At 64.1% G+C, this 19,410-nt stretch carries 15 protein-coding genes; 12 read left to right on the top strand and 3 right to left on the bottom strand.

Annotated features, from left to right (window positions below):
* Nucleotides 1-127: 127 nt before the first annotated feature.
* Genes ACSH0F_RS01175 through ACSH0F_RS01150 form a run of 6 tightly spaced genes read left to right on the top strand, consistent with a single transcriptional unit; the run spans nucleotide 128 to nucleotide 6,504 of the window.
* On the top strand, nucleotides 128-1,612 hold the full coding sequence (locus ACSH0F_RS01175) for a TolC family protein (protein ID WP_435199108.1): 1,485 nt from the start codon (nucleotides 128-130) through the stop codon (nucleotides 1,610-1,612).
* Nucleotides 1,609-3,399: a type I secretion system permease/ATPase gene (locus ACSH0F_RS01170; protein ID WP_435199106.1), complete on the top strand. Its 1,791-nt coding sequence runs from the start codon at nucleotides 1,609-1,611 to the stop codon at nucleotides 3,397-3,399. The genes ACSH0F_RS01175 and ACSH0F_RS01170 overlap by 4 nt, the downstream gene beginning before the upstream one ends.
* Nucleotides 3,396-4,775 (top strand): HlyD family type I secretion periplasmic adaptor subunit, encoded by a 1,380-nt coding sequence (locus ACSH0F_RS01165; RefSeq protein ID WP_435199104.1) that lies wholly within the window; start codon nucleotides 3,396-3,398, stop codon nucleotides 4,773-4,775. Before ACSH0F_RS01170 ends, ACSH0F_RS01165 begins: the two co-directional genes overlap by 4 nt.
* A 58-nt stretch (nucleotides 4,776-4,833) precedes the next feature.
* The gene (locus ACSH0F_RS01160; protein ID WP_435199102.1) at nucleotides 4,834-5,205 is read left to right on the top strand and encodes a hypothetical protein; all 372 of its coding nucleotides are present in this window, start codon (nucleotides 4,834-4,836) and stop codon (nucleotides 5,203-5,205) included.
* Nucleotides 5,198-5,785: a TIGR04282 family arsenosugar biosynthesis glycosyltransferase gene (locus tag ACSH0F_RS01155; RefSeq protein ID WP_435199100.1), complete on the top strand. Its 588-nt coding sequence runs from the start codon at nucleotides 5,198-5,200 to the stop codon at nucleotides 5,783-5,785. The genes ACSH0F_RS01160 and ACSH0F_RS01155 overlap by 8 nt, the downstream gene beginning before the upstream one ends.
* Nucleotides 5,782-6,504, top strand: coding sequence for a glycosyltransferase (locus ACSH0F_RS01150; RefSeq protein ID WP_435199098.1), 723 nt, complete (start codon nucleotides 5,782-5,784; stop codon nucleotides 6,502-6,504). Before ACSH0F_RS01155 ends, ACSH0F_RS01150 begins: the two co-directional genes overlap by 4 nt.
* On the opposite strand, the gene ACSH0F_RS01145 is transcribed toward ACSH0F_RS01150, so the two are convergent.
* A complete protein-coding gene (locus ACSH0F_RS01145) occupies nucleotides 6,501-7,517 on the bottom strand; it encodes an SDR family oxidoreductase (RefSeq protein WP_435200507.1) in 1,017 nt (338 codons plus the stop codon). The two genes, ACSH0F_RS01150 and ACSH0F_RS01145, sit on opposite strands and share 4 nt — an antisense overlap.
* Before the next feature lie 89 nt (nucleotides 7,518-7,606).
* Here ACSH0F_RS01145 and ACSH0F_RS01140 point away from each other — a divergent pair, with 89 nt between their 5' ends.
* Genes ACSH0F_RS01140 through ACSH0F_RS01130 form a run of 3 tightly spaced genes read left to right on the top strand, consistent with a single transcriptional unit; the run spans nucleotide 7,607 to nucleotide 10,576 of the window.
* Nucleotides 7,607-9,025 (top strand): dihydrolipoyl dehydrogenase family protein, encoded by a 1,419-nt coding sequence (locus tag ACSH0F_RS01140; protein WP_435199096.1) that lies wholly within the window; start codon nucleotides 7,607-7,609, stop codon nucleotides 9,023-9,025.
* Entirely contained in the window at nucleotides 9,025-10,011 is a 987-nt protein-coding gene (locus tag ACSH0F_RS01135) for a radical SAM protein (RefSeq protein ID WP_435199094.1), read from the top strand. The genes ACSH0F_RS01140 and ACSH0F_RS01135 overlap by 1 nt, the downstream gene beginning before the upstream one ends.
* 49 nt (nucleotides 10,012-10,060) lie before the next feature.
* Entirely contained in the window at nucleotides 10,061-10,576 is a 516-nt protein-coding gene (locus ACSH0F_RS01130) for a DUF421 domain-containing protein (protein WP_435199092.1), read from the top strand.
* 4 nt (nucleotides 10,577-10,580) lie between these two features.
* Here ACSH0F_RS01130 and ACSH0F_RS01125 read toward each other — a convergent pair whose 3' ends face one another.
* The gene (locus tag ACSH0F_RS01125) at nucleotides 10,581-11,270 is read right to left on the bottom strand and encodes a queuosine precursor transporter (RefSeq protein ID WP_278327783.1); all 690 of its coding nucleotides are present in this window, start codon (nucleotides 11,268-11,270) and stop codon (nucleotides 10,581-10,583) included.
* Between the two features lie 136 nt (nucleotides 11,271-11,406).
* On the opposite strand from ACSH0F_RS01125, the gene ACSH0F_RS01120 reads away from it, so the two are divergent.
* The 3 genes from ACSH0F_RS01120 (at nucleotide 11,407) to ACSH0F_RS01110 (ending at nucleotide 16,488) form a co-directional block, all read left to right on the top strand.
* On the top strand, nucleotides 11,407-12,735 hold the full coding sequence (locus ACSH0F_RS01120; RefSeq protein ID WP_278327782.1) for a NupC/NupG family nucleoside CNT transporter: 1,329 nt from the start codon (nucleotides 11,407-11,409) through the stop codon (nucleotides 12,733-12,735).
* Between the two features lie 10 nt (nucleotides 12,736-12,745).
* The gene (locus ACSH0F_RS01115; protein ID WP_435199089.1) at nucleotides 12,746-13,687 is read left to right on the top strand and encodes an isopenicillin N synthase family dioxygenase; all 942 of its coding nucleotides are present in this window, start codon (nucleotides 12,746-12,748) and stop codon (nucleotides 13,685-13,687) included.
* A 236-nt stretch (nucleotides 13,688-13,923) separates the two neighbouring features.
* Complete coding sequence (locus ACSH0F_RS01110) at nucleotides 13,924-16,488, top strand: TonB-dependent receptor (protein ID WP_435199087.1); 2,565 nt, start codon at nucleotides 13,924-13,926, stop codon at nucleotides 16,486-16,488.
* Between the two features lie 94 nt (nucleotides 16,489-16,582).
* Here ACSH0F_RS01110 and ACSH0F_RS01105 read toward each other — a convergent pair whose 3' ends face one another.
* Complete coding sequence (locus ACSH0F_RS01105; protein WP_435199085.1) at nucleotides 16,583-19,393, bottom strand: ATP-binding protein; 2,811 nt, start codon at nucleotides 19,391-19,393, stop codon at nucleotides 16,583-16,585.
* Nucleotides 19,394-19,410: the final 17 nt, after the last annotated feature.

The following is a 19,410-nucleotide window of genomic DNA, read 5'->3' as shown; positions in this document are numbered from 1 at the left end:
CCTCCGAATGTCCGGCCGTGTGTTCGATCGGCTGGGCACAACCATTCACTCTCCTGCTTAAATGACCGATCTCGCGCATCGGAGTTTCGGGTGTTCTTAAATCGATCCGGTGCTAAAGAGCATGGTCGTGGACGGAGTTAAGTATCTGAAGGGCTGGATTTTGGCTGGGGTCTCGCTCGCCTTGGTGGTGAGCGCTTCGCCTGCGCTTGCCTCGCAGCAGGAAGACGCTCTGCCAGACGTTCAGAACGCGACGGAACTACCCGATCCGGGCGTGAGCCTGCCGACCGTCACGGAAGTCACCGAACTTCCCGACCCCGGCGAGAGCCCGCTCCAGCTCGATTTCGGTGCCGACCCCATTCTCGGCCTTGCCGACAGTGCGGCGGATCCAGAGCTTTTCCGGCGGATCGTGGCGTCGTCGCTGCAAGCCAACGCCTCGCGCCGCGAGGTCGAGGCCCAGGTCGATCTGGCCGAAGCGCAGGTAGACGAGGCGGAAGCCGGACACTTCCCGACGGTCGATCTCAACTTCACGACCTACAAGACCATCACGCGCAATTTCGGCGACGATCCCTTCAACCTGCTCGAACGCTCGCGCCCCCGCGAACGCTCCGATGCGACCGCGGCCGTGGAGTACACGATCTTCGACTGGGGTGCCGTCAACGGCGCCATCCTCGCCGCGCAAGCGCGTCTGCGAGCGGCGGGATACGAACGCGACGCAGCGCTCACGGGCCTGGTCAACGATGTCGTGACCAATTGGTACAGCGTGTTCGCCTACCAGTCGCTAAGCCGCCTCGCCGAGGGCTATCTCGCAGCGCAGGACGGGATCGACGAGGCACTCGACAAGCGCATCGCCCAGGGCGTCAACGCGCCTGCGGACCGGGCGCGGGTGGAAACGCTGCGCGCCGACGGGCAAATCCGCCTGGCGCAATTCGAGCGGCGGCTGGCTTCGGCAGAAGCACGCTTTGCCGAGCTTACCGGCGTGCCGCCGCCGCCCCTGTTGCAGCGCCCGCCGGTTCTCTCCGACATGCGGATCAGCCGCGACTACGCCGTGATGGCCGCCAGCGAGGCGCCTGCGGTCAAAAGCGCCGAAGCCGCTGCCGAAGCCGCGCGGATCGATGTGCGCAACAGCTGGGCCAGCCAGGCCCCCAAGCTGACCGCGCGGGTCGATGCCGGCCGCTACGGCGTGTTCGAGGACCAGCAGGATTACGACGTTCGCGGCAGTTTGAACCTGCGCTATCGCCTGTTCGGCGGCGCGCTTGCGCGAGACGATCAGGCACGGGCCCGCTCCGCCGCCGCCGAGGCGACGGCCGACCGCATCCGCCAGGAAAGCGAGCGCGATGCCGCGATCATCTGGGCCGATGTGCAGGCGCTGGAACAGCAGCTGGTCGCGCTCGAAGCCGCCTATGTTTCCGCCCGCCAGACGCGCGACGTCGTCTTCCGCCGCTTCGCCGCGCTGCGCGGCACGCTGTTCGACGTGGCCGACGCGCAGAGCGCCTATCTGTCTGCAGCCATCGCCTATATCGAAGGGCTGACCCAGCTCGACGCTTCACGCTATGTCCTGCTGGCGCGGACCGGACGCCTGCTCGAACAGTTCGACATGGAGGCCCAGCCATGAGCGAAGAGCGGATCGTCGACGTCCCGCAAAAGCGGCTCGCCGACTGGATCATGGAGCCGATCAAGGCGAACTGGCGCACCTATTCCAAGGTCGCCATCGCCGCGACGCTGATCAACATCTTCGGCCTTGTCACCGCTCTCTTCACGATGACGGTGTACGACCGGGTCATTCCCAACAGCGCCTTCACTTCGCTGGCGGCGCTCTCGATCGGCCTCGCAATCATCGTCATCTTCGACTTCGCGCTCAAGCTGCTGCGCGCCTATTTCGTCGATCATGCGGGCACCAATATCGACAAGGACGTCGGCGAAACGGTCTTCGAGCGCCTGATCGAGATGCGGCTGGAGCTGCGCAAGGGTTCGACCGGGCAGCTGACGGGGCTCATGCGCGAACTCGAAACGCTGCGCGATTTCTTCGCCTCGGCGACGCTGGCGGCCGTGGTCGACGTGCCGTTCATCTTCATCACGCTGACCGTGGTCGCGCTCATCGGCGGCTGGGTGGTGCTGGTGCCCGCGCTGATGGTCCCGTTAGTGATCCTCGTGGGCCTCGCCGTCCATCCGACCCAACAGCGCCTTGCGGCGAGGGCGATGGACGAGGGGCTGCTGAAACAATCGGTGCTGGTCGAGACGATCGGCAGCATCGAGGCGGTGAAGACCGCCGGGGCGCGCAATCTGTTCGAGGACCGTTGGGCGCGGGCGCTGGGCGACCACGCGCATATCTCGCTCCAGCAGCGTCTGATCTCCAGCATCGGGACCACTTTCGCCACCTCGGCAGGCACGATTTCCTATGCCGGCGTCGTGATCGTCGGCGTGTTTTCCGTGGCCGACAACCGCCTGACGATGGGCGGCCTGATCGCCTGTTCGATTCTCGCCGGGCGGGCCATCGCGCCGCTGGCGCAGATTTCTCAGCTGGTTTCGCGGCTGACCGCCACGCGCACCGCCTATCGCCAGATCCGCGCGTTGATGGAGCGGCCGCCCGAAGGGCCGGGCAGCGATGCCATCGTGATCGACCGGACGCGCGGCGAGCTGGAGCTGCGCAATGTCAGCTTCCAGTATCCCGGCGCCGCGACCAAGGCGCTCGACAGCGTCAGCCTGACGATCCGGCCGGGCGAGAAAGTCGCGCTGCTGGGCCGTGTCGGTTCGGGCAAGTCCACGCTAGCGCGAATGATGCTGGGCCTTTACCCTCCGCAGGACGGCATGGTGCTGTTCGACGGGATCGACATCGCCCAGCTCGATCCCAACTCGCTCCGCCGCTCGGTCGGATCGGTGCTGCAGGAACCGGCGCTGTTCTCCGGCACGATCCGCGAGAATATCGCACTCGGCCGCCCCAATGTGGACGACGAGGAAATGCTGCGCGCCAGCCGCGTGTCGGGCACCGACATCTTCGCCAGCCGCATTCCGCGCGGCTATGACTTGCGACTGGTCGATCGCGGCGAAGGGCTGTCCGGCGGGCAGCGCCAGTCGATCGCCATCGCCCGCGCGCTGGCCGGCAAGCCGCCGGTGCTGGTGATGGACGAACCCAGCAGCGCGATGGATGCGCAGACGGAAGCCGATCTGATCGGGCGCTTGCGTGACGAATTGGCCGACCGGACGCTGGTAGTCGTGACTCACCGCCAGCCGCTGCTCGCGCTGGTCGATCGGATCATCGTGGTCGATGAAGGAAAGATCCGCGCCGACGGGCCGCGCGATGCAGTGCTGGCAAAACTCGCCGAAGGGTCGCGCCAGCAGGGCAACCCGACCAGCGGCCACGTCACTACGGCAGTGACGTCCAAGGCAGTGAAACCGACATGAGCGCGCGCGAAGATCCCGTGAACGAGACGCCCGAAGGCCAGCCCCAGCCTGAGCCGATGCCCGGCCAGGTGCCCGAGCGCGAAGAGGGCCGCGTCGAGCGGTTCATCGACAATCTCGAACCGCGCCGCGTCTCGCGCTGGCTGTTCTGGGCGATCGTCGTCTTTTTCGTCATCTTCCTGGTCTGGGCGGCACTGGCGGAAATCGACCGCACCGTGCGCGGGCAGGGACGGGTCATTTCGAGCAACGAACTCCAGATCGTCTCCAGCCTCGAAGGCGGGGTTCTCGAGGAGATTTTCGTCACCACCGGCCAGCAGGTCGAAGCGCTGGACCCGGTGCTGCGGCTGGATCCGACAGAGACCGGTTCCAATCTCGGCAGCACCTCCGCCACGGCCGGGGCACTCGAAATGAAAGTCGCGCGGCTGGAGGCCGAGCTGGCCGGTCGCGCGCCGAGCTTTCCGGCACCGGCGGATGAGGAGGCGGCACGCCAGCGCAGTATCGAAAGCGCGCTGTACGCCTCGCGGCAGGCCAATTTGCAGAGCTCGCTGGCAGGTGCACGCGCGCAGCTCGCCCGGGCGCGGCAGCAGGTGACCGAAGCGGAACGCCAGTCGGACTCGCTCGCCAGCCAGGCGCAGGCGGCGCGGGCCGAAGCCGATCTTCTGAGGCCACTGGTCGATCAGGGTATCGAACCGCGTCTCTCTTTAGTGCGCGCGGAAGGTCAGGCGACAAGCGCCGAGGCGCAGCTGGCCGGAGCCCGCGCCAGCATCGGGCGCGCGCAGGCGCAGGTAGTCGAAGCGCAGGCCAATCTCGACCGGACCCTGCGCGACTGGCGCGCGCAATCGGCGAATGAACTCGCCGCCGCGCAGGCGGAACTGGGGGCACGGAGTGCAACCTTGCCGGCTCTGGAAGAGCGGCTCGAGCGGACGACCTTGCGGTCGCCGGTGACGGGCACGGTCAATCGCGTGCTGGTGAATACCCGCGGTAGCGCCGTTTCTCCGGGCGAACCGCTGGTCGAGATTGCCGCTACCGACGATGCGCTGCTGGTCGAGGTGCGCATCCGCCCGCAGGACATCGGCACCGTGCGGCTCGGGCAGGAAGCCAAGGTCGGCATCACGGCATTCGACCAGACGATCTACGGCAGCCTCGACGGCAAGGTCGTCACCATTTCGCCGGACTCGATCGTCGATGAGCGGAGCGGCGAGATTTTCTACCTGGTGCGCGTGCGGACCGAGATGGACTCGATCCCCAATGTCGATGGCGACCTCGAAATCGGCACCGGCATGGTCGCGGATGTCAGTCTGCTTGGCGACAAGCGGACCGTGCTACAATACATCCTGACCCCGCTGCGCCGCTTCAGCGATCGCGCGTTTCGCGAATAGGGCGCGCCGGACACCGGGCGGCTTGCAAGTCCGGGTCCGAGCGGCGACAATGCGTTGCATGAACACGACAATTCCGCTCGCCCTGCTCCTTGCGACCACCGGCTGCGCGGCCAGCGAAGGAACTTACGTGGCGGAGCAACGCGCGACCTGCACGGTCGAGAATGCCGAACGGGCAGGAATGGGCGAGGCGGAGCTGTGCGCCGCGTTGATGGGGGGCTTCGCCGAGACGGGTGGCGATCCGGCGATGAGTATCGCGGTGACCGTTGTATCGCCAACGCAGCTTGAAGTGCTGGTGACGGACGCGTCTGGCGCGCAGCGCGAACCGATCACTTTCGATGTGATGGACACCGAAATGCGCGAAGCGATCGTGAAGGGCTTCGGCGCCGATCTCGCGCGTATCCTGGCCCGAGACGCAGCCTCCGGTGGTTGATCCGGCCCATTCGCCCAAACTCGTCGTCTTTGCTCGCCTGCCGGTACCCGGAAAGGCGAAGGCGCGGCTGATTCCGGCGCTCGGCGAGGAAGGCGCAGCACGGCTCTATGCCCGCTTGCTCAATCGCACGGTGGATGAGGCGAAGACCAGCGGGCTGCCGTTCCAGCTGCGAGTGACCGGCGGCGAATGCGCGGCATTCCGCGAGATCTACGGCGAGGATATCGAAGTGGTCGAGCAAGGCCCGGGCGATCTCGGCGATCGCATGGCGCGGGTAGAGGGGCCGGCGCTTATCATCGGGAGCGACTGTCCGGGAATGACAACGTCCCTGATCCATGCCGCTGCGGGGGCGCTGGACGATCGTTCGGTTGTTATCGGGCCGGCGACCGATGGCGGATATTACCTCATCGGCTTTCGCGAGCAGTTGCCCTGGCTATTCGCCGAGATGGAGTGGAGCACGCCGGCCGTCTTCGCCGAAACGCTGGCGAGGCTTGCGGCTCGCGGGCTGGGGCCGGCGGTGCTGCCCGAGCTTTCGGATATCGACACGCCCGAAGACCTTGCCAGCTGGCCGGAACTCCAGTGAGCACCAGCATCGTCGTTCCGGTGCTGGACGAGGAAGCTGCACTGCCTGCGCTGATCGAACGGCTTGCCAGCCTCGACCCCCGGCCTGCCGAGATCGTGCTGGTTGATGGCGGCAGCAGCGATGCGACGGTCGAACTCGCGCAAGCTGCGGGCTGGCGGGTGCTCGCCAGCGAAAGAGGTCGGGCGCGGCAGATCAATCTCGGGGTCGCCGAAGCGATCGGAAACAATGTCTGCGTGCTCCATGCCGACACGCTGCCGCCCGCGGACATGGTCGCCGTGATCGAGGATACGCTGGCCGACAAGCGCATCGCGCTCGCCAGCTTCACGCCGCTGATCAAGGGGCCGCACAAGACCCGCTGGTTCACCACGGCGCATAACTGGATCAAGACCTGGTACGCGCCACTGATCACCCGGCCGCACCTCTTCCTGCGCGGGGTCCGCCTGCTGTTCGGCGATCACGCGATGTTCTTCCGGCGCAATGACTTTCGACGCATCGGGGGCTGCACGCCGGGCGATGCCGTGATGGAGGAAGCCGATCTCTGTGTGAAATTCGCGCGGCTCGGACGGATCAACCTGGTGCCGCGCTGGGTCGAGACATCCGACCGCAGGATCGCCGCCTGGGGGCCGCTCAAGGCGAACTGGATCTATTTCAAGGTCGGCATGATGTGGGCCTTCGGTCTGCGCGACAGGATGGAAAAGCACTATCCCGACGTGCGCTAGGCTTTCGGCAGGAAGCCCGCTTCGATGCAGTAATCGATGAGGCGATGGATGTAGGGTTTGCCGGTCGCCGGACAGGCCTCGCCGCCAAGCTTGCGAAAGGCGCTGTCGTCGAAATGCGGGTCGCGCTGGAAGTAACTGGCATAAAGCCCCGCGATCCGTTTGAAGAGCCGGCGCTCGATAGCCGGAAGGGTGGCCGGATCGAAATTCTCGGGCGCGACCAGCTCGGGTTCGTGGAATTGCGAGTAGGCCCCTATCACGCCGGTAAAGTCGGTCACTGGCAGCGGTTGTCCCGCCACGAGATGGAAGGTCCCGCCGCTGCTCGCGCCAGACGTCGCGGCGAGACTCGCGGCGATGGTCACGATGCCAGTCGCCACATGATCGATGGGCACGAAATCCAGCGTGGCCCCCGGCTTCGCGGGCATGTGTTTAACCCGGCCCTCGGCGATCAGCTTGAAGGCGGCATAGGTCGTGTCGAACTGGCGGATCGCTCCGCTGTCACGCTCGCCGACCACGATCGAAGGCCGCGCAATCGCCCAGCGCAGATCGCTGGCGCGCACCAGTCGCTCGCCCGCCGCCTTGCTCGCCTCGTAGCCATTGGCAAAGCCGCCATCGGGCAGGGGATCGTCCTCGCGGATCGTGCCGTCGCGCGCGCCGCAGACATAGGCGGTGGACACGTGCAGCACGGCCATATCCCCCGCCTCGGCAAGTTCCAGCATGTGCGCGACGCCGTCGACATTCACGGCGCGGTAGTCCGCCTCATCGAGATCGAAGCGCACCGTCGCGGCGCAATGGACCACGACATCGTGCGCCTCGGCCACGTTCGCGAACAGCTCGTCGTCCCAGCCGAACCGCGGCTGCGACACATCGCATGTCAGCGTGCGCGCAGGCACCGGCGTCCCATCGTTCGCGCGCACATCGGGCGTGCGATGGACCAGCGCCGTCACGCGATGCCCGGCATCTATCAGCCGCGCGCAGACCTCTCCGCCCAAGAGACCGGCGGCGCCTGTAACCAGAATGCTTGCGATGACGAATGCCTTCCCATGGACTGCCGGGGGATGCGAAAGAGTTCGCTTCCTAGGCGTATTGGGTTACGGGACAAGCGATGAAATTCACCCATGACGTTATCGTGATCGGCGGCGGTGCCGCGGGCCTCACCGCTGCGGGTGGCTGCGCGCTGTTCGGCCTTGATGTGGCGCTGATCGAAGGCCACAAGATGGGCGGCGAGTGTCTCAACAACGGCTGTGTCCCCTCCAAGGCGCTGATTTCTGCGGCCAAGCGTGCGGCCGAAGCGCGCGAGGAAAAACGGTTCGGGGTGACGCTGGCTGCCCCGCAAGTGGAGTGGTCCGGCGTTCACAAGCATATCCACGACGCCATCGCCGGGATCGAGCATCACGATTCGAAGGAAACCTTCGAAGAGATCGGCTGCGAAGTGTTCCTCGACACCGCTCGGATCACCGGTAAGCAGACGGTCGAAGTTAGCGGACGCACCTTGCGCGCGCCACGCATTGTCATCGCGACCGGCTCCGCCCCCCTCGTACCGCCGATCAAGGGCATCGAGACCGTCCCCTATCTCACCAATGAAAACCTGTTCGACCTTACCGAACAGCCCGGCCATCTGATCATCATCGGCGGCGGGGTCATCGGCATGGAAATGGCGCAGAGCTTTCGCCGCCTCGGCAGCGAGGTGACGGTGATCGAGCCCGGCGAGCCGATGGGCCGCGACGATCCGGAGTCGGTCGCTGTCGTGGTCGATGTCATGACAGCGGAGGGCGTGCACTTCGTTAAAGGCTCGGCCGCGAAGGTAGAAGGCGGCGAGGGCAGCGTGACGGTGCATACCGACAGCTGTGAGACGGTCAGCGGCACCCATCTGCTCGTCGCCGTTGGCCGCACGGCGCGCGTTTCCGGCTTCGGTGCCGAGGAGATCGGCATCGCAACCGGCAAGAACGGCTTCAAAACCGACGAGCGCAGGCGTACTTCGGTGAAGGGCATCTACGCCATCGGCGATTGCCGCGAAGGGCCGCGGCTGACGCATGTTTCGGGTTACGAGGGCTCGAACGTGGCGCTGGAAATCGTAACCGGCTTGCCGACCAAGGTCGATTTCAGCGCGCTGCCCTGGTGCACCTATACCGAGCCCGAAGTCGCGCAGATCGGCCTGACCGAGGCGGAGGCCCGCGACAAGCACGGCGATGCGGTGAATGTCGTGAAGGAGCAGTTTTCCGAGAACGAGCGTGCCATCGCCGAAGGCTATACCAAGGGGCACATGAAGATGGTGCTGAAGGGCAAGAAGGTGCTCGGTGTCAGCATCGTCGGCAAGAATGCGGGCGAATTGTTGCTGCCGTTCACCCAGACGATCAGCGGCAAGAGCGGCACTTTCGCGCTCGGCAGTGCGATCGTCAGCTATCCGACGCGGAGCGAGATTTCCAAAGCGGCGGCCTTCAGCGCCTGGGAGCCAACCGTGTTCGGCAGCCTGCCGAAGAAGTACGCCGGTTTCGTCGCCAAGATGCGGCGCACCTTCGGCTGATGGCCTCGCGCAGCAAGAGCCGCACCCCGCCGGGCGGACCGTCGCCCTTTGCCGTCGAGGCCGCGCCGCTGCCGCGCGAGAAGTTCAGCGATCCGCAACTGACTGCCCAAGGTGAACCGCGCGCCAGTGTCGCGCTGAGCGAACTCGACACGCTGTGGCTCAATACCGGAACGCTCTGCAATCTCGCCTGCGCGACCTGCTATATCGAAAGCAGCCCGACCAACGATGCGTTGGTCTATCTGAGCGCGGACCATGCCTCGCGTTTTCTCGACGAGGCACAGACGATGGGCGCGCGGGAAATCGGGTTCACCGGCGGCGAGCCGTTCATGAACCCGGACATGATCCCGATGCTGGAGGAGACGTTGGCACACGGCTTCGAGGCGCTGGTGCTGACCAATGCGATGAAGCCGATGCGGAGGCACGAGGCGGCGCTGCTCGAGCTGCGCGAGCGTTTCGGGTCGAAGCTCACGCTGCGCGTCAGTCTCGATCATCACAGCCGGCAGGTGCACGAGGCCGAGCGCGGCACGAAGACGTGGGAGCCTGCTATCGATGGCCTGCGCTGGCTATCGGATAACAAGTTTTCAATCGCCGTCGCCGGACGCCTGCTGCCGGGCGAAGGCGTGGTCGAGGCACGCAACGCCTATGCTGCCCTATTCGACGCAGAGAATATCTCAATCGATGCCCGCGATCAGATGCGACTCGTCCTGTTTCCCGAAATGGACGCGGACAAGGACATCGCCGAGATCACCACCGCCTGCTGGGACATCCTCGGCAAGTCGCACGCGGACATCATGTGCGCCACCAGCCGCATGGTCGTCCATCGCAAGGGCGAAGCTGCGCCACGCGTGGTCGCCTGCACGCTCATCCCGCATGATCCGGGCTTCGATCTTGGCGCGACGCTGGACGAGGCAAGCCGCGACGTATCGCTCAATCATCCCCACTGCGCGCGCTTCTGCGTGCTGGGCGGAGCGAGCTGTTCGGCCTGATCTTTATCGGTTTTCGGACCGAAAGCAGTTGCCCGCGCATTTGGCAGGCATGTTCTTCGAAGAAACCTGGCTCGATATAGCCGCCCGCGCTGTAGTTCTCTCGTTGATCGGCATCGCCTGGGTCACGCTGGTGATCCGAATGATCGGCTTGCGATCACTGTCGAAGATGACGAATTTCGATTTCGTCGTAACAGTCGCTTCGGGTTCGCTCCTCGCGGGCGCAGTCCAAGCGAGCGAGTGGCCGGCCTTCATCCAGACATTGGCCGCTCTGGCGGCGCTCTTCGGGCTGCAGTTCGTCATCGCGAAGCTGCGCCAGCAGTCGGAGAGCTTCGAGCAGGCGATCCAGAACGGGCCGATCTTCCTGATGTGGGAGGGCAAGTTCATCGATGATGCGCTCGAGACATCGCGCGTCGCTAAGGATGATATCATCGCCAAGCTGCGCGAGGCCAATGTGCTGGATATGGGACAAGTGAGGGCAGTCGTACTCGAGACGACCGGCGACATATCCGTGCTGCATGGCGACCATCTCGACGACGACCTCGTCGACGGGATCGATCGGCCCTGACGGTCTAGAAGCTGCGCTTGTCCAGTCGGCGAGCCAACGCGACGCCGCCGGTAATCAGGAACGGCACCAGCACGATGCTGAGGGTCACCTTGGCGATCACCTGCCCGATCAGCAGCGGCGTGATGTCGAACTCGCCATAGAAGGCGAGCGTCACGAAGATGACCGAATCGATCGCCTGGCTGAGCGCACTGGCGATCGCGCCGCGGACCATCAGCCCGATCGTATTATCCTCGCCCGAACCGCGCAGGCGCGAGAAGATCCAGACATTGAGCAGCAGCGAGACGATATAGGCGGCAGGCCCGGCCGCCATGATCCGCGGTGTCTGCGCCAGCACAGTGTTGAACGCATCGAGATCCGCGCCGCGATAGTCGACCATGTCGGGGGAAGCGGGCAGCGACAGGACGAGGAAAATCAGTAGCGCGGACACCGCCAACGGCAGAAAGCCCCACCACACCAGCTTGCGGGCGAGTTTCTCGCCGTAGAGCTGGGCGATCGTGCTGGAAATTACCACCAGCCCGAGGAAGGCGAAGATGCCCGATTCCACTGCTAGCTGGGTCGGCCACAGCTGCACCTGCTTGAAGGCGAGGACGCCGGCGATCACCGTCAGCCCGCCGTAAAGCACGAGATAGACGAACAGGCCGAGAGGGATCGAGGCGGCGGCTACGCGTTCCTGATGGGCAGGCTGGTCGGTCATGCGGGGGAAAATCGTCCTTGAAAATCGGGTGACAGCGAATGCTGGCTTGAAATGCGAAAATTGACTAAGCGGACCCGCCGCGCAAGGTAGCGGCCGATTTCATCCGCAATTCGTCGCATCGCGAGAGGGGTCCGCAGTGCAGCCCATCCTGATCAATATCGCCGGTATCCTCGCGATCCTGGCGATCGCTTTCCTCCTGTCGACCGGCAAGCGCCGGATCAAGCTGCGCGTCGTCGGCGCGGCCTTTGCCTTGCAGGCGCTCATGGCGCTGCTGGTGTTGCGCACGCCCTGGGGAGTCGAAGCGATTCAGGCGATGTCCAACGGCGTGATCGCCCTGCTCGACTATTCCAAGGCGGGCATCACCGCGATTTTCGGCCCGATGGAGGGGAACCCCTTCGCCAATACCTTCGTGATTGCGGCGCTGCCGGTGATCATCTTCTTCGCCGCGCTGGTCTCCATCCTCTACCACTGGGGAATCATGCAGCGGCTGGTGCGCTGGGTCGGGGGCGCGATCGGCTGGATCACCGGGATCAGCAAGGTCGAGGCGCTGGGCAGCGCGGCGAACATCTTCGTCGGCCAGTCGGAAAGCCCGCTGGTGGTGCGCCCCTATCTCGCCGCACTGACGCCGAGCCGCCTGTTCACGCTGATGGCAGTCGGCATGGCCGGGGTCGCTGGCACGATCCTCGCGGCCTATGCCAGCTTTATCGGCGCGGAGGCCGTGCCGTTCCTGTTGGCGGCCGCCTTCATGTCGGCACCGGGCGGCATCCTGATGGCGAAGATCATTATGCCGGACGACGAAAGCGATCTCGCCCGCAATGCCGCAGAACTGGCCGAGGTCCAGTTGCCGACTACACGCATCAGCGCCGAAGGACCCGCTGCCCTGACCGAGAGCGGCAAGCCGCATGAGGTGGAAGTCGCCGAGACGTTCGAGGAAGGCCACAAGCCAGCCAATGTCATCGAGGCTGCCGCGCAGGGTACGCAGACCGGCGTGAAGCTCGCCGTGGCAGTAGGTGCGATGGTCATGGTCTTCGTCGCCCTGGTCGCGCTGGCCAACGGCATTCTCGGCGGGATCGGCGGCTGGTTCGGCTATCCGGATGTCAGTTTCCAGCAGTTGCTCGGCTTCATCTTTGCGCCGGTGATGTTCCTGATCGGCATCCCTTGGGAGCAGGCGGGGGCAGCCGGCGGGTTGTTCGGGACCAAGATCGTGCTCAACGAATTCGTCGCCTTCATCGAACTGGGCGCAATGGACGCTACCGTGCTGTCGGACCGCAGCCGCGCGATTGCGACCTTCGCGCTCTGCGGCTTTGCCAATTTCAGCTCGATCGCAATCCAGATGGCGGTCACCGGCGGCCTTGCCCCCAACCAGCGACCGGTCATCGCCAAGCTCGGCCTGCGCGCGCTCGCCGCCGGCAGCCTTGCCAATCTGATGAGCGCGGCGCTGGCGGGACTCTTCCTGCCGTATTAGAGAGCGCGTCATGAGCGAATCGAACACCGACATCGCGGTTGTGTCCCTGGCGCAGCCGATCGAAAGCATTGCCGACGAACTGGGCCGCAGCTTCGAGGAATACGGCTTTGCCGTCATCCGCGATCATGGCATCCCGCAGGAGCTGATCGACCGGGCCGAGGCCCTGTCGAAGGAATTCTTCGCGCTACCCGATGATGTGAAGCGTGCTTACCACATCCCCGGCGGCGGCGGCGCGCGCGGCTATACGCCCTTCGGCACGGAAAAGGCCAAGGATGCCGAGGTCCACGACCTCAAGGAATTCTGGCACGTCGGTCGCGAACTGCCGGAGGGGCACGCGCTCGCGGAATATATGGCCGACAATGTCTGGCCCGAGGAGGTCGGCGGGTTCCGCGACACTTTCACCGAGCTCTACGCCGCGTTCGAGGAAGCGGGCGCGCGAGTGCTGCAAGGCATCGCCCTGCACCTCGGACTGGATCGCGACTTCTTCGCGGCCACGGTAGAGGACGGCAATTCGGTTATGCGCCTGCTTCGCTATCCGCCGCTGGAGGGCGAGGAAGCGGAAGGCGCGATTCGTGCGGCGGCCCATGGCGATATCAACACGATCACGCTGCTGCTGGGCGCCGAAGAGGCCGGGCTGGAGCTGCTGACCGCACAGGGCGAGTGGAAAGCCGTCGCGCCGCCGGAAGGGGCGCTGGTCGTGAACATCGGCGACATGCTCGACCGGCTGACCAACGGTCGGCTACGCTCGACGACTCACCGGGTCGTCAACCCGCGTGGCGAAGCGGCCTACCGGGCGCGCTATTCGATGCCTTTCTTCCTGCATTTCCGGCCGGACTATGTAATTGAAACCCTGCCGCAATGCATCGACCCGGCACGCCCGGACGATCACCCGGAAACGATATCCAGCCACGACTACCTCATGCAGCGGTTGCGCGAGATCAACCTAGCCTGATCGATGCTGCACTGCGGCAAGACAATAAAATTCACGCGGCGTTGCATTTGCGCAACACCGTGAAGTGTCTGATAAGGCATGCATTTTCTGTCGTTCGCAGGTGCAGCGTAACCGGGCGGCCACCACTGTCTTGACTCTGTCACAAAACCTCCGCTTTGCGGCAATCAACCCGGATTAGCCGGGCTCCGCTTCTCTCGAGCACAGTTTTGATTTGGACACTTAAGGGGTCTCCTGACATGAAGTTCAAGTATCTCCTGGCTGCCTCCGTAGTCAGTACCGCCAGCGCAATGGTCGCCGCACCGGCGGCCGCACAGTCGACCGGTTCGGTCGAATTCGAAGACGATGTGATCGTCGTTTCCGGCGCCCGCAATCAGGACGTTGGTGGCATCGAAGTCCCCGATACGCCCAAGGCGAAGCAGGAGCTGAACGAAGAAATCATTCGTCGCCAGCGCCCCGGCCAGACGGTAAACGACATCGTCAACCTCGTCCCCGGCGTCAGCTTCCAGAACAACGACCCCTGGGGCTCGTCGGGCGGTAGCTTCACCATCCGCGGCTTCAACGACAGCCGTATTTCGCAGACGCTCGACGGTCTGCCGCTGAACGATTCGGGCAACTACGCGCTCTACACGAACCAGCAGGTCGACCCGGAAGTTCTCGAATCGGTCAACGTCAACCTTGGCGTTACCGACGTCGACAGCCCGACTGCTTCGGCCGTCGGCGGCACGATCAACATCCGTACGCGTGAACCCGCCGACGAATTCGGCGTGACCATGACGCTGACCGCTGGCGACACCTTCCCTGAAGGCGACAACATCGGTGTCGACCGCCTCTACGGTCGCGGCTTCGTAATGATCGACACCGGCGACATCACCGGCATGGGCACCAAGGCGTTCGCTTCGGCCAGCTACACGACCTACGCCAACCCCTTCAACAATTACGGCGAAGTGGAAAAGCAGCAGTACAACGGCCGTATCTGGCAGGACATCGGCAGCAATGGCGATTTCGTTGCCGTTGCCGGTCACTATAACGAGAACCGCAACAACTTCTTTGGTTCGTTCTTCGTCACCGACATCATCGATGCGATCGAAGCGGGTAACGACAGCTTCCGTTTCTACAACATCAACTATCCCTGCACCGTGGACAGCGTTCCGGGCGTGTTCGAGACTCCTGCCGATCTGGTTAATCCCGCTAACCTCGATGACGAAGGCGATTACATTGATCCCGATGGTGTGAATGGCTGCGGCGCCGAATTCGAGCGTCGCTACAATCCTTCGAACACCGGCAACATTCGCGGTGCGTCGCGCTTCACACTGACCCCGGACCTGATTCTGACGATCGACCCGAGCTATCAGTATGTGAAGGCCAACGGCGGTGGTAACGAAGAATTGCTGGAAGGCACGCGCACATACAATGGTCAGCAGTACACCGGTTTCCTTCGCGGCGGCTACTACTTCGGCCGTGACCTCAATGGCGACGGCGACATGCTCGACGAGATCAGCGGTTTCGACCCGAGCCAGACCCGTACGCACCGTTTCGGCGTAATCTCGAACCTCGCGTACGAGATAAATGCCGACCACCGCGTCCGCCTGAGTTACACCTATGACGATGCGAACCACCGTCAGACCGGTCAGACCTCGATCGCGCGCATCGACGGTGAAATCGTCGACGTTTTCCCGGTCAACGATCCGGTCATAACGGCAGACGGTTTCGAACTGAACAAGCGTAACCGCCAGTCCTATGCGACGCTGCATCAGGTGTCGGGCGAATATCGCGGTCGCTTCGGCAACCTCACGACGGTTCTCGGCCTGCGTGCGCCGTTCTTCAAGCGCGAGCTCAACCAGCTCTGCTACACGACCAGTGCTTCGGGCTTCGTCGATTGCTTTGCAAACCAGGATGCCGCTGCTTACGAAGCAGCCAATCCGAATGCGGCACCACCGATCTCGGTCACCTACAAGTACGACAAGCTGCTCCCGAACGTGGGTGCGGTTTACGAATTCGGCGATGCTTCGGTTTTTGCGAATTATGCCAAGGGCCTCTCGGTCCCTGGTACGGACGAACTGTACGACTCGCTGTTCTTCTCGAACAAGACCGACGACTTCCAGCCGGATTCCGAAACCACCGACAGCTTCGATCTCGGTTTCCGGTTTCAGAACGGCCGCGTTCAGGCCCAGATCGCCGGCTGGTACACCAAGTACAGCAACCGCCGTGCCGTGGCTTACGATCCGATCCTCGACGAATCGATCGCGCGTAATCTCGGCCAGGTCGACAAGTACGGTATCGATGGCTCGGTCGCGTTCCAGCCGACCAACAACACGCTGCTCTATGTGTTCGGTTCAATCAATGAATCGGAGATCAAGAACGACGTGCTGGGTGGCGTTTGCGGCTTGGACGATGGTGAGCCCGATCCTTCGGAATACTGCACACTGGCCACTGTCGGCGAACAGTATTTCATTCCCACCGGCGGAAAGAACGAGAGCGGCACGCCGCTTTGGTCGGTCGGCGGCCGCGCCCAAGGCTCCTTCGGTCCGGTCGAACTGGGCGTTCAGATCAAGCACACCGGCAAACGCTGGGTCAATGACACGAACACGCTTTCGGTCGGCGGTTACACGCTGGTCGATCTCGACGCGCGTGTCCGCCTCGGCGAGTACTTCAACGGTCGCGACGCAGCCTTGCAGTTCAACGTCACCAACCTGTTCGACGAATTCTACGTCGGCGGCTTCGGAGGCGATCTGGACGGCGTCGGCTTCGCGCAGCTGTCGCCGCCGCGCGCAGCCAGCGTGTCGCTGATCCTCGGCTACTAAGCCTATAACGGAACCGGGGCACGCATCCCGGGCCGATATACACTGGGGGCGGCCTTCTTTCGGGAAGGCCGCCCTTTTTGTGTCTCACGGAGTTTCAGGCCGCTTCGAGCAATTCCTCGGCTAGCTTCAGGCGCACATCAACGTCTACGCTCGAGCGAAGCGCCCTTTCGAGCGCCGCTGCGCGCGAGCCGAGTTCCTCCTCGCCGAACATCCCGGCTGTCCCGGCAAGCTTATGTACCACGCGCGCCAGGTCCTCGATCCCGGCGCCCTCCATCGCTTGGGCGCGAACCGCAGCTCCGACCGCTTCGATCGCTTCGCTGCGGCGTTGCTTCCAGCGTTCATCGATGTCTGAGGATTTCGGTGGCAGGGTCGCGGCGCCCGGATCGGGACGCCGGATGCGGGCCTTTTCGTTCTCGTTGTCCGCCACGATGTGCATCGGAAGCCAGCGGGCGAGCGCGGCGGCGAGATCCTCGAACACCAGCGGCTTGGCCAGATGCGCCTGCATCCCGGCTATTTGCGCTGCGAGCACATCTTCGGGATAGGCGTTCGCGGTCAGCGCAACGATCGGCAGGTGCTCTGCCTCGATGCCGTAAGAACGAATGGCGCGCGCTGCCGCATAACCGTCGCAGCCGGGCATCTGGATGTCCATCAGCACCAGGTCGAATGAAGGCCGCCTACCGAAATTCGACGTCACCGCTTCGATCGCGGCCACGCCGTCATGCGCATGAGTTACCTCCTGCCCAAGGTCCTCGAGCATGGCGGTCACGAGCATGCGGTTCACGTCGTGATCCTCGGCCAGCAGGATGCGACCCTTGGGCGGCATGGCAATATCGGTCGCTCGGCGACCATGACCTTGCTGGCGGGCAGGTACGGTTTCCACTTCGACGAGCGGAATGCACAAGGTGAAGCGCGATCCGATGCCGGGCATGGAATCCACGCTCAAGGACCCGCCAAGCAATTCCGCCAGCTGGCGCGAAACGCTGAGGCCCAGGCCGGTCCCGCCGAAGCGCCGCGTAGTCGATCCTTCCGCCTGGACGAAGGGATCGAAAATCATCGCAAGGCGGCTTTCATCGATGCCGATGCCGCTGTCCTCGACCGAGATTGCCAGTTGCGTCTGCTCCCGAGCGACTGCCATCTTGATGCCTCCGCTTTCGGTAAACTTCACGGCGTTGCCGATGAGGTTGAGCATTATCTGCCGCAGGCGCAACGGGTCGCTGGAAACCGACTGTGGTATGCCGACAACCGGTGCGATACTGAGAGACACGCCCTTGCATTCCGCCTGGGCGCGGTGCAACTCGACGCAATCCGCCGATAGCTGCACGACATTCACCGGCTCGCTGGTTACCTTGAGCTGGCCGGATTCGATTTTCGACAGATCGAGAATGTCGTTGAGCAGCATCATCATGGACCGGCCGGAACGTTCGATCAGTTCCGCATAGCGGGCCGATTCCGCATCGAGGTCGCGGCGCTGCAACAGCTCGGCGAAACCCAGCACGCCGTTCATGGGTGTGCGGATTTCGTGGCTCATATTGGCAAGGAACTGCGCTTTGGCGCGCGCCGCGTTCTCCGCATGCGATCGTGCGCCCTTGAGCTGGCGCTCGAGCAGCACGCGGTGCGTTACGTCGCGGGCGGAGACCACGATGCCTTCCTGCTCGCCTGTTTCGGCATCACGCGCAACGGCACAGTCGGCCTCGATGTAAACCGCCTCGCCATCCTCGCCGTCGAGATATCGGCGGTAAGTGAAGCGTTCCTTCTCGGCCTCACCGGAATTGAGCCGGTGTTCGACCGCAGCGATCTCGTCCGCGGCGTCGGCGTGGACCCGCTCGCTGACGCGCTTCCCGATGAACTGCTCTGGCGGAAGACCCAGGACTGCCATCACCGAAGGTGACGCATAGGTAATTACGCCTTCGCCATCGACCCGCAGGATGGCGTCGGTTACATTCTCGGCCAACAGGGCGAGCTCGGCTTTCTGCGCAGCGAGTTCGGCAGCGAACCTTTGGCGCGTAGCAAGCACTGCGGAGACCGGCAGACCCAACAGGATGGCGGAAGCAAGGAAAGCTTCGAGGACCAGGAAACGGATGGTTTCCGGATAGGTCAACAGGTTGATCGGACCATGGCCCAGCTCGGTGCAGACCAAGGCGATCACCGCCACCTTGATCGTCGAAAAGGCAGTCCCGAGGCTGCCGAGCCGGAAGGCATGGATGACCACGACCGGCGGGACGAGGAACAGCAGCGGATAGGTCGTCTGGACGAAGACCACGATCGTGAGGGCCGTCCCCGCGAGGGACAGGCCGACCCATTCGGCAAGCTCTCGCCTTCGCAGCTTCCTGCGTGTCCGCAAGGCATCGATCGCAATCATGATGCTGGGCGCAAGGATCAGCATGCTCAGGGCATCGGACGTCACCCACTTGCTGTAGACCGCCAGCAGAGTCGCCGGCTGCGCCCCGAAAGCGAGGATCGCGATCAGCCCACTGGCGGCGGGCGCGATCATGCCCGAAGCAATGGCGAAACGGCGCAGGTCGTCGATATCCTCCATGATCGGCTGCCTCCAGCACCAGCGCCGCGTGAGCCACACCGCGAGTGCGATCTCGATGCCGTTGGCGCTGGCGAGCAGGAGGGCTTGCGCGATCGGGTCCCCGGAGGCGATGTTCGCCACGACATTACCGACGAAGATCGCGCCAATCAGGGACCTGAATTGCTCGAAACGGAAGCGCAGGAGAATTGCGACGGCAACCGCATTCGGTAGCCAGATCGCCGCGATCCGCCCCTCGTTACGGGCGAAATCGATGCTGACATAAGCCAAGGCGAAGAACGCCAGCGCGGCTCCGGTGTGGATCGCCACCATGCGCCTAAGTCCGGGAGATACTGCCTCGGAAAGCGAGGAAGTGGCGAGCGTCTGGTCCATGCTGTCCTCGTGCAGCG

It is taken from the genome of Qipengyuania sp. 902, from assembly GCF_051195295.1.
GTDB lineage: Bacteria > Pseudomonadota > Alphaproteobacteria > Sphingomonadales > Sphingomonadaceae > Qipengyuania.
Note: the sequence above shows the minus strand (reverse complement) of the source record. Positions and strands in the feature narration are given on the sequence as shown.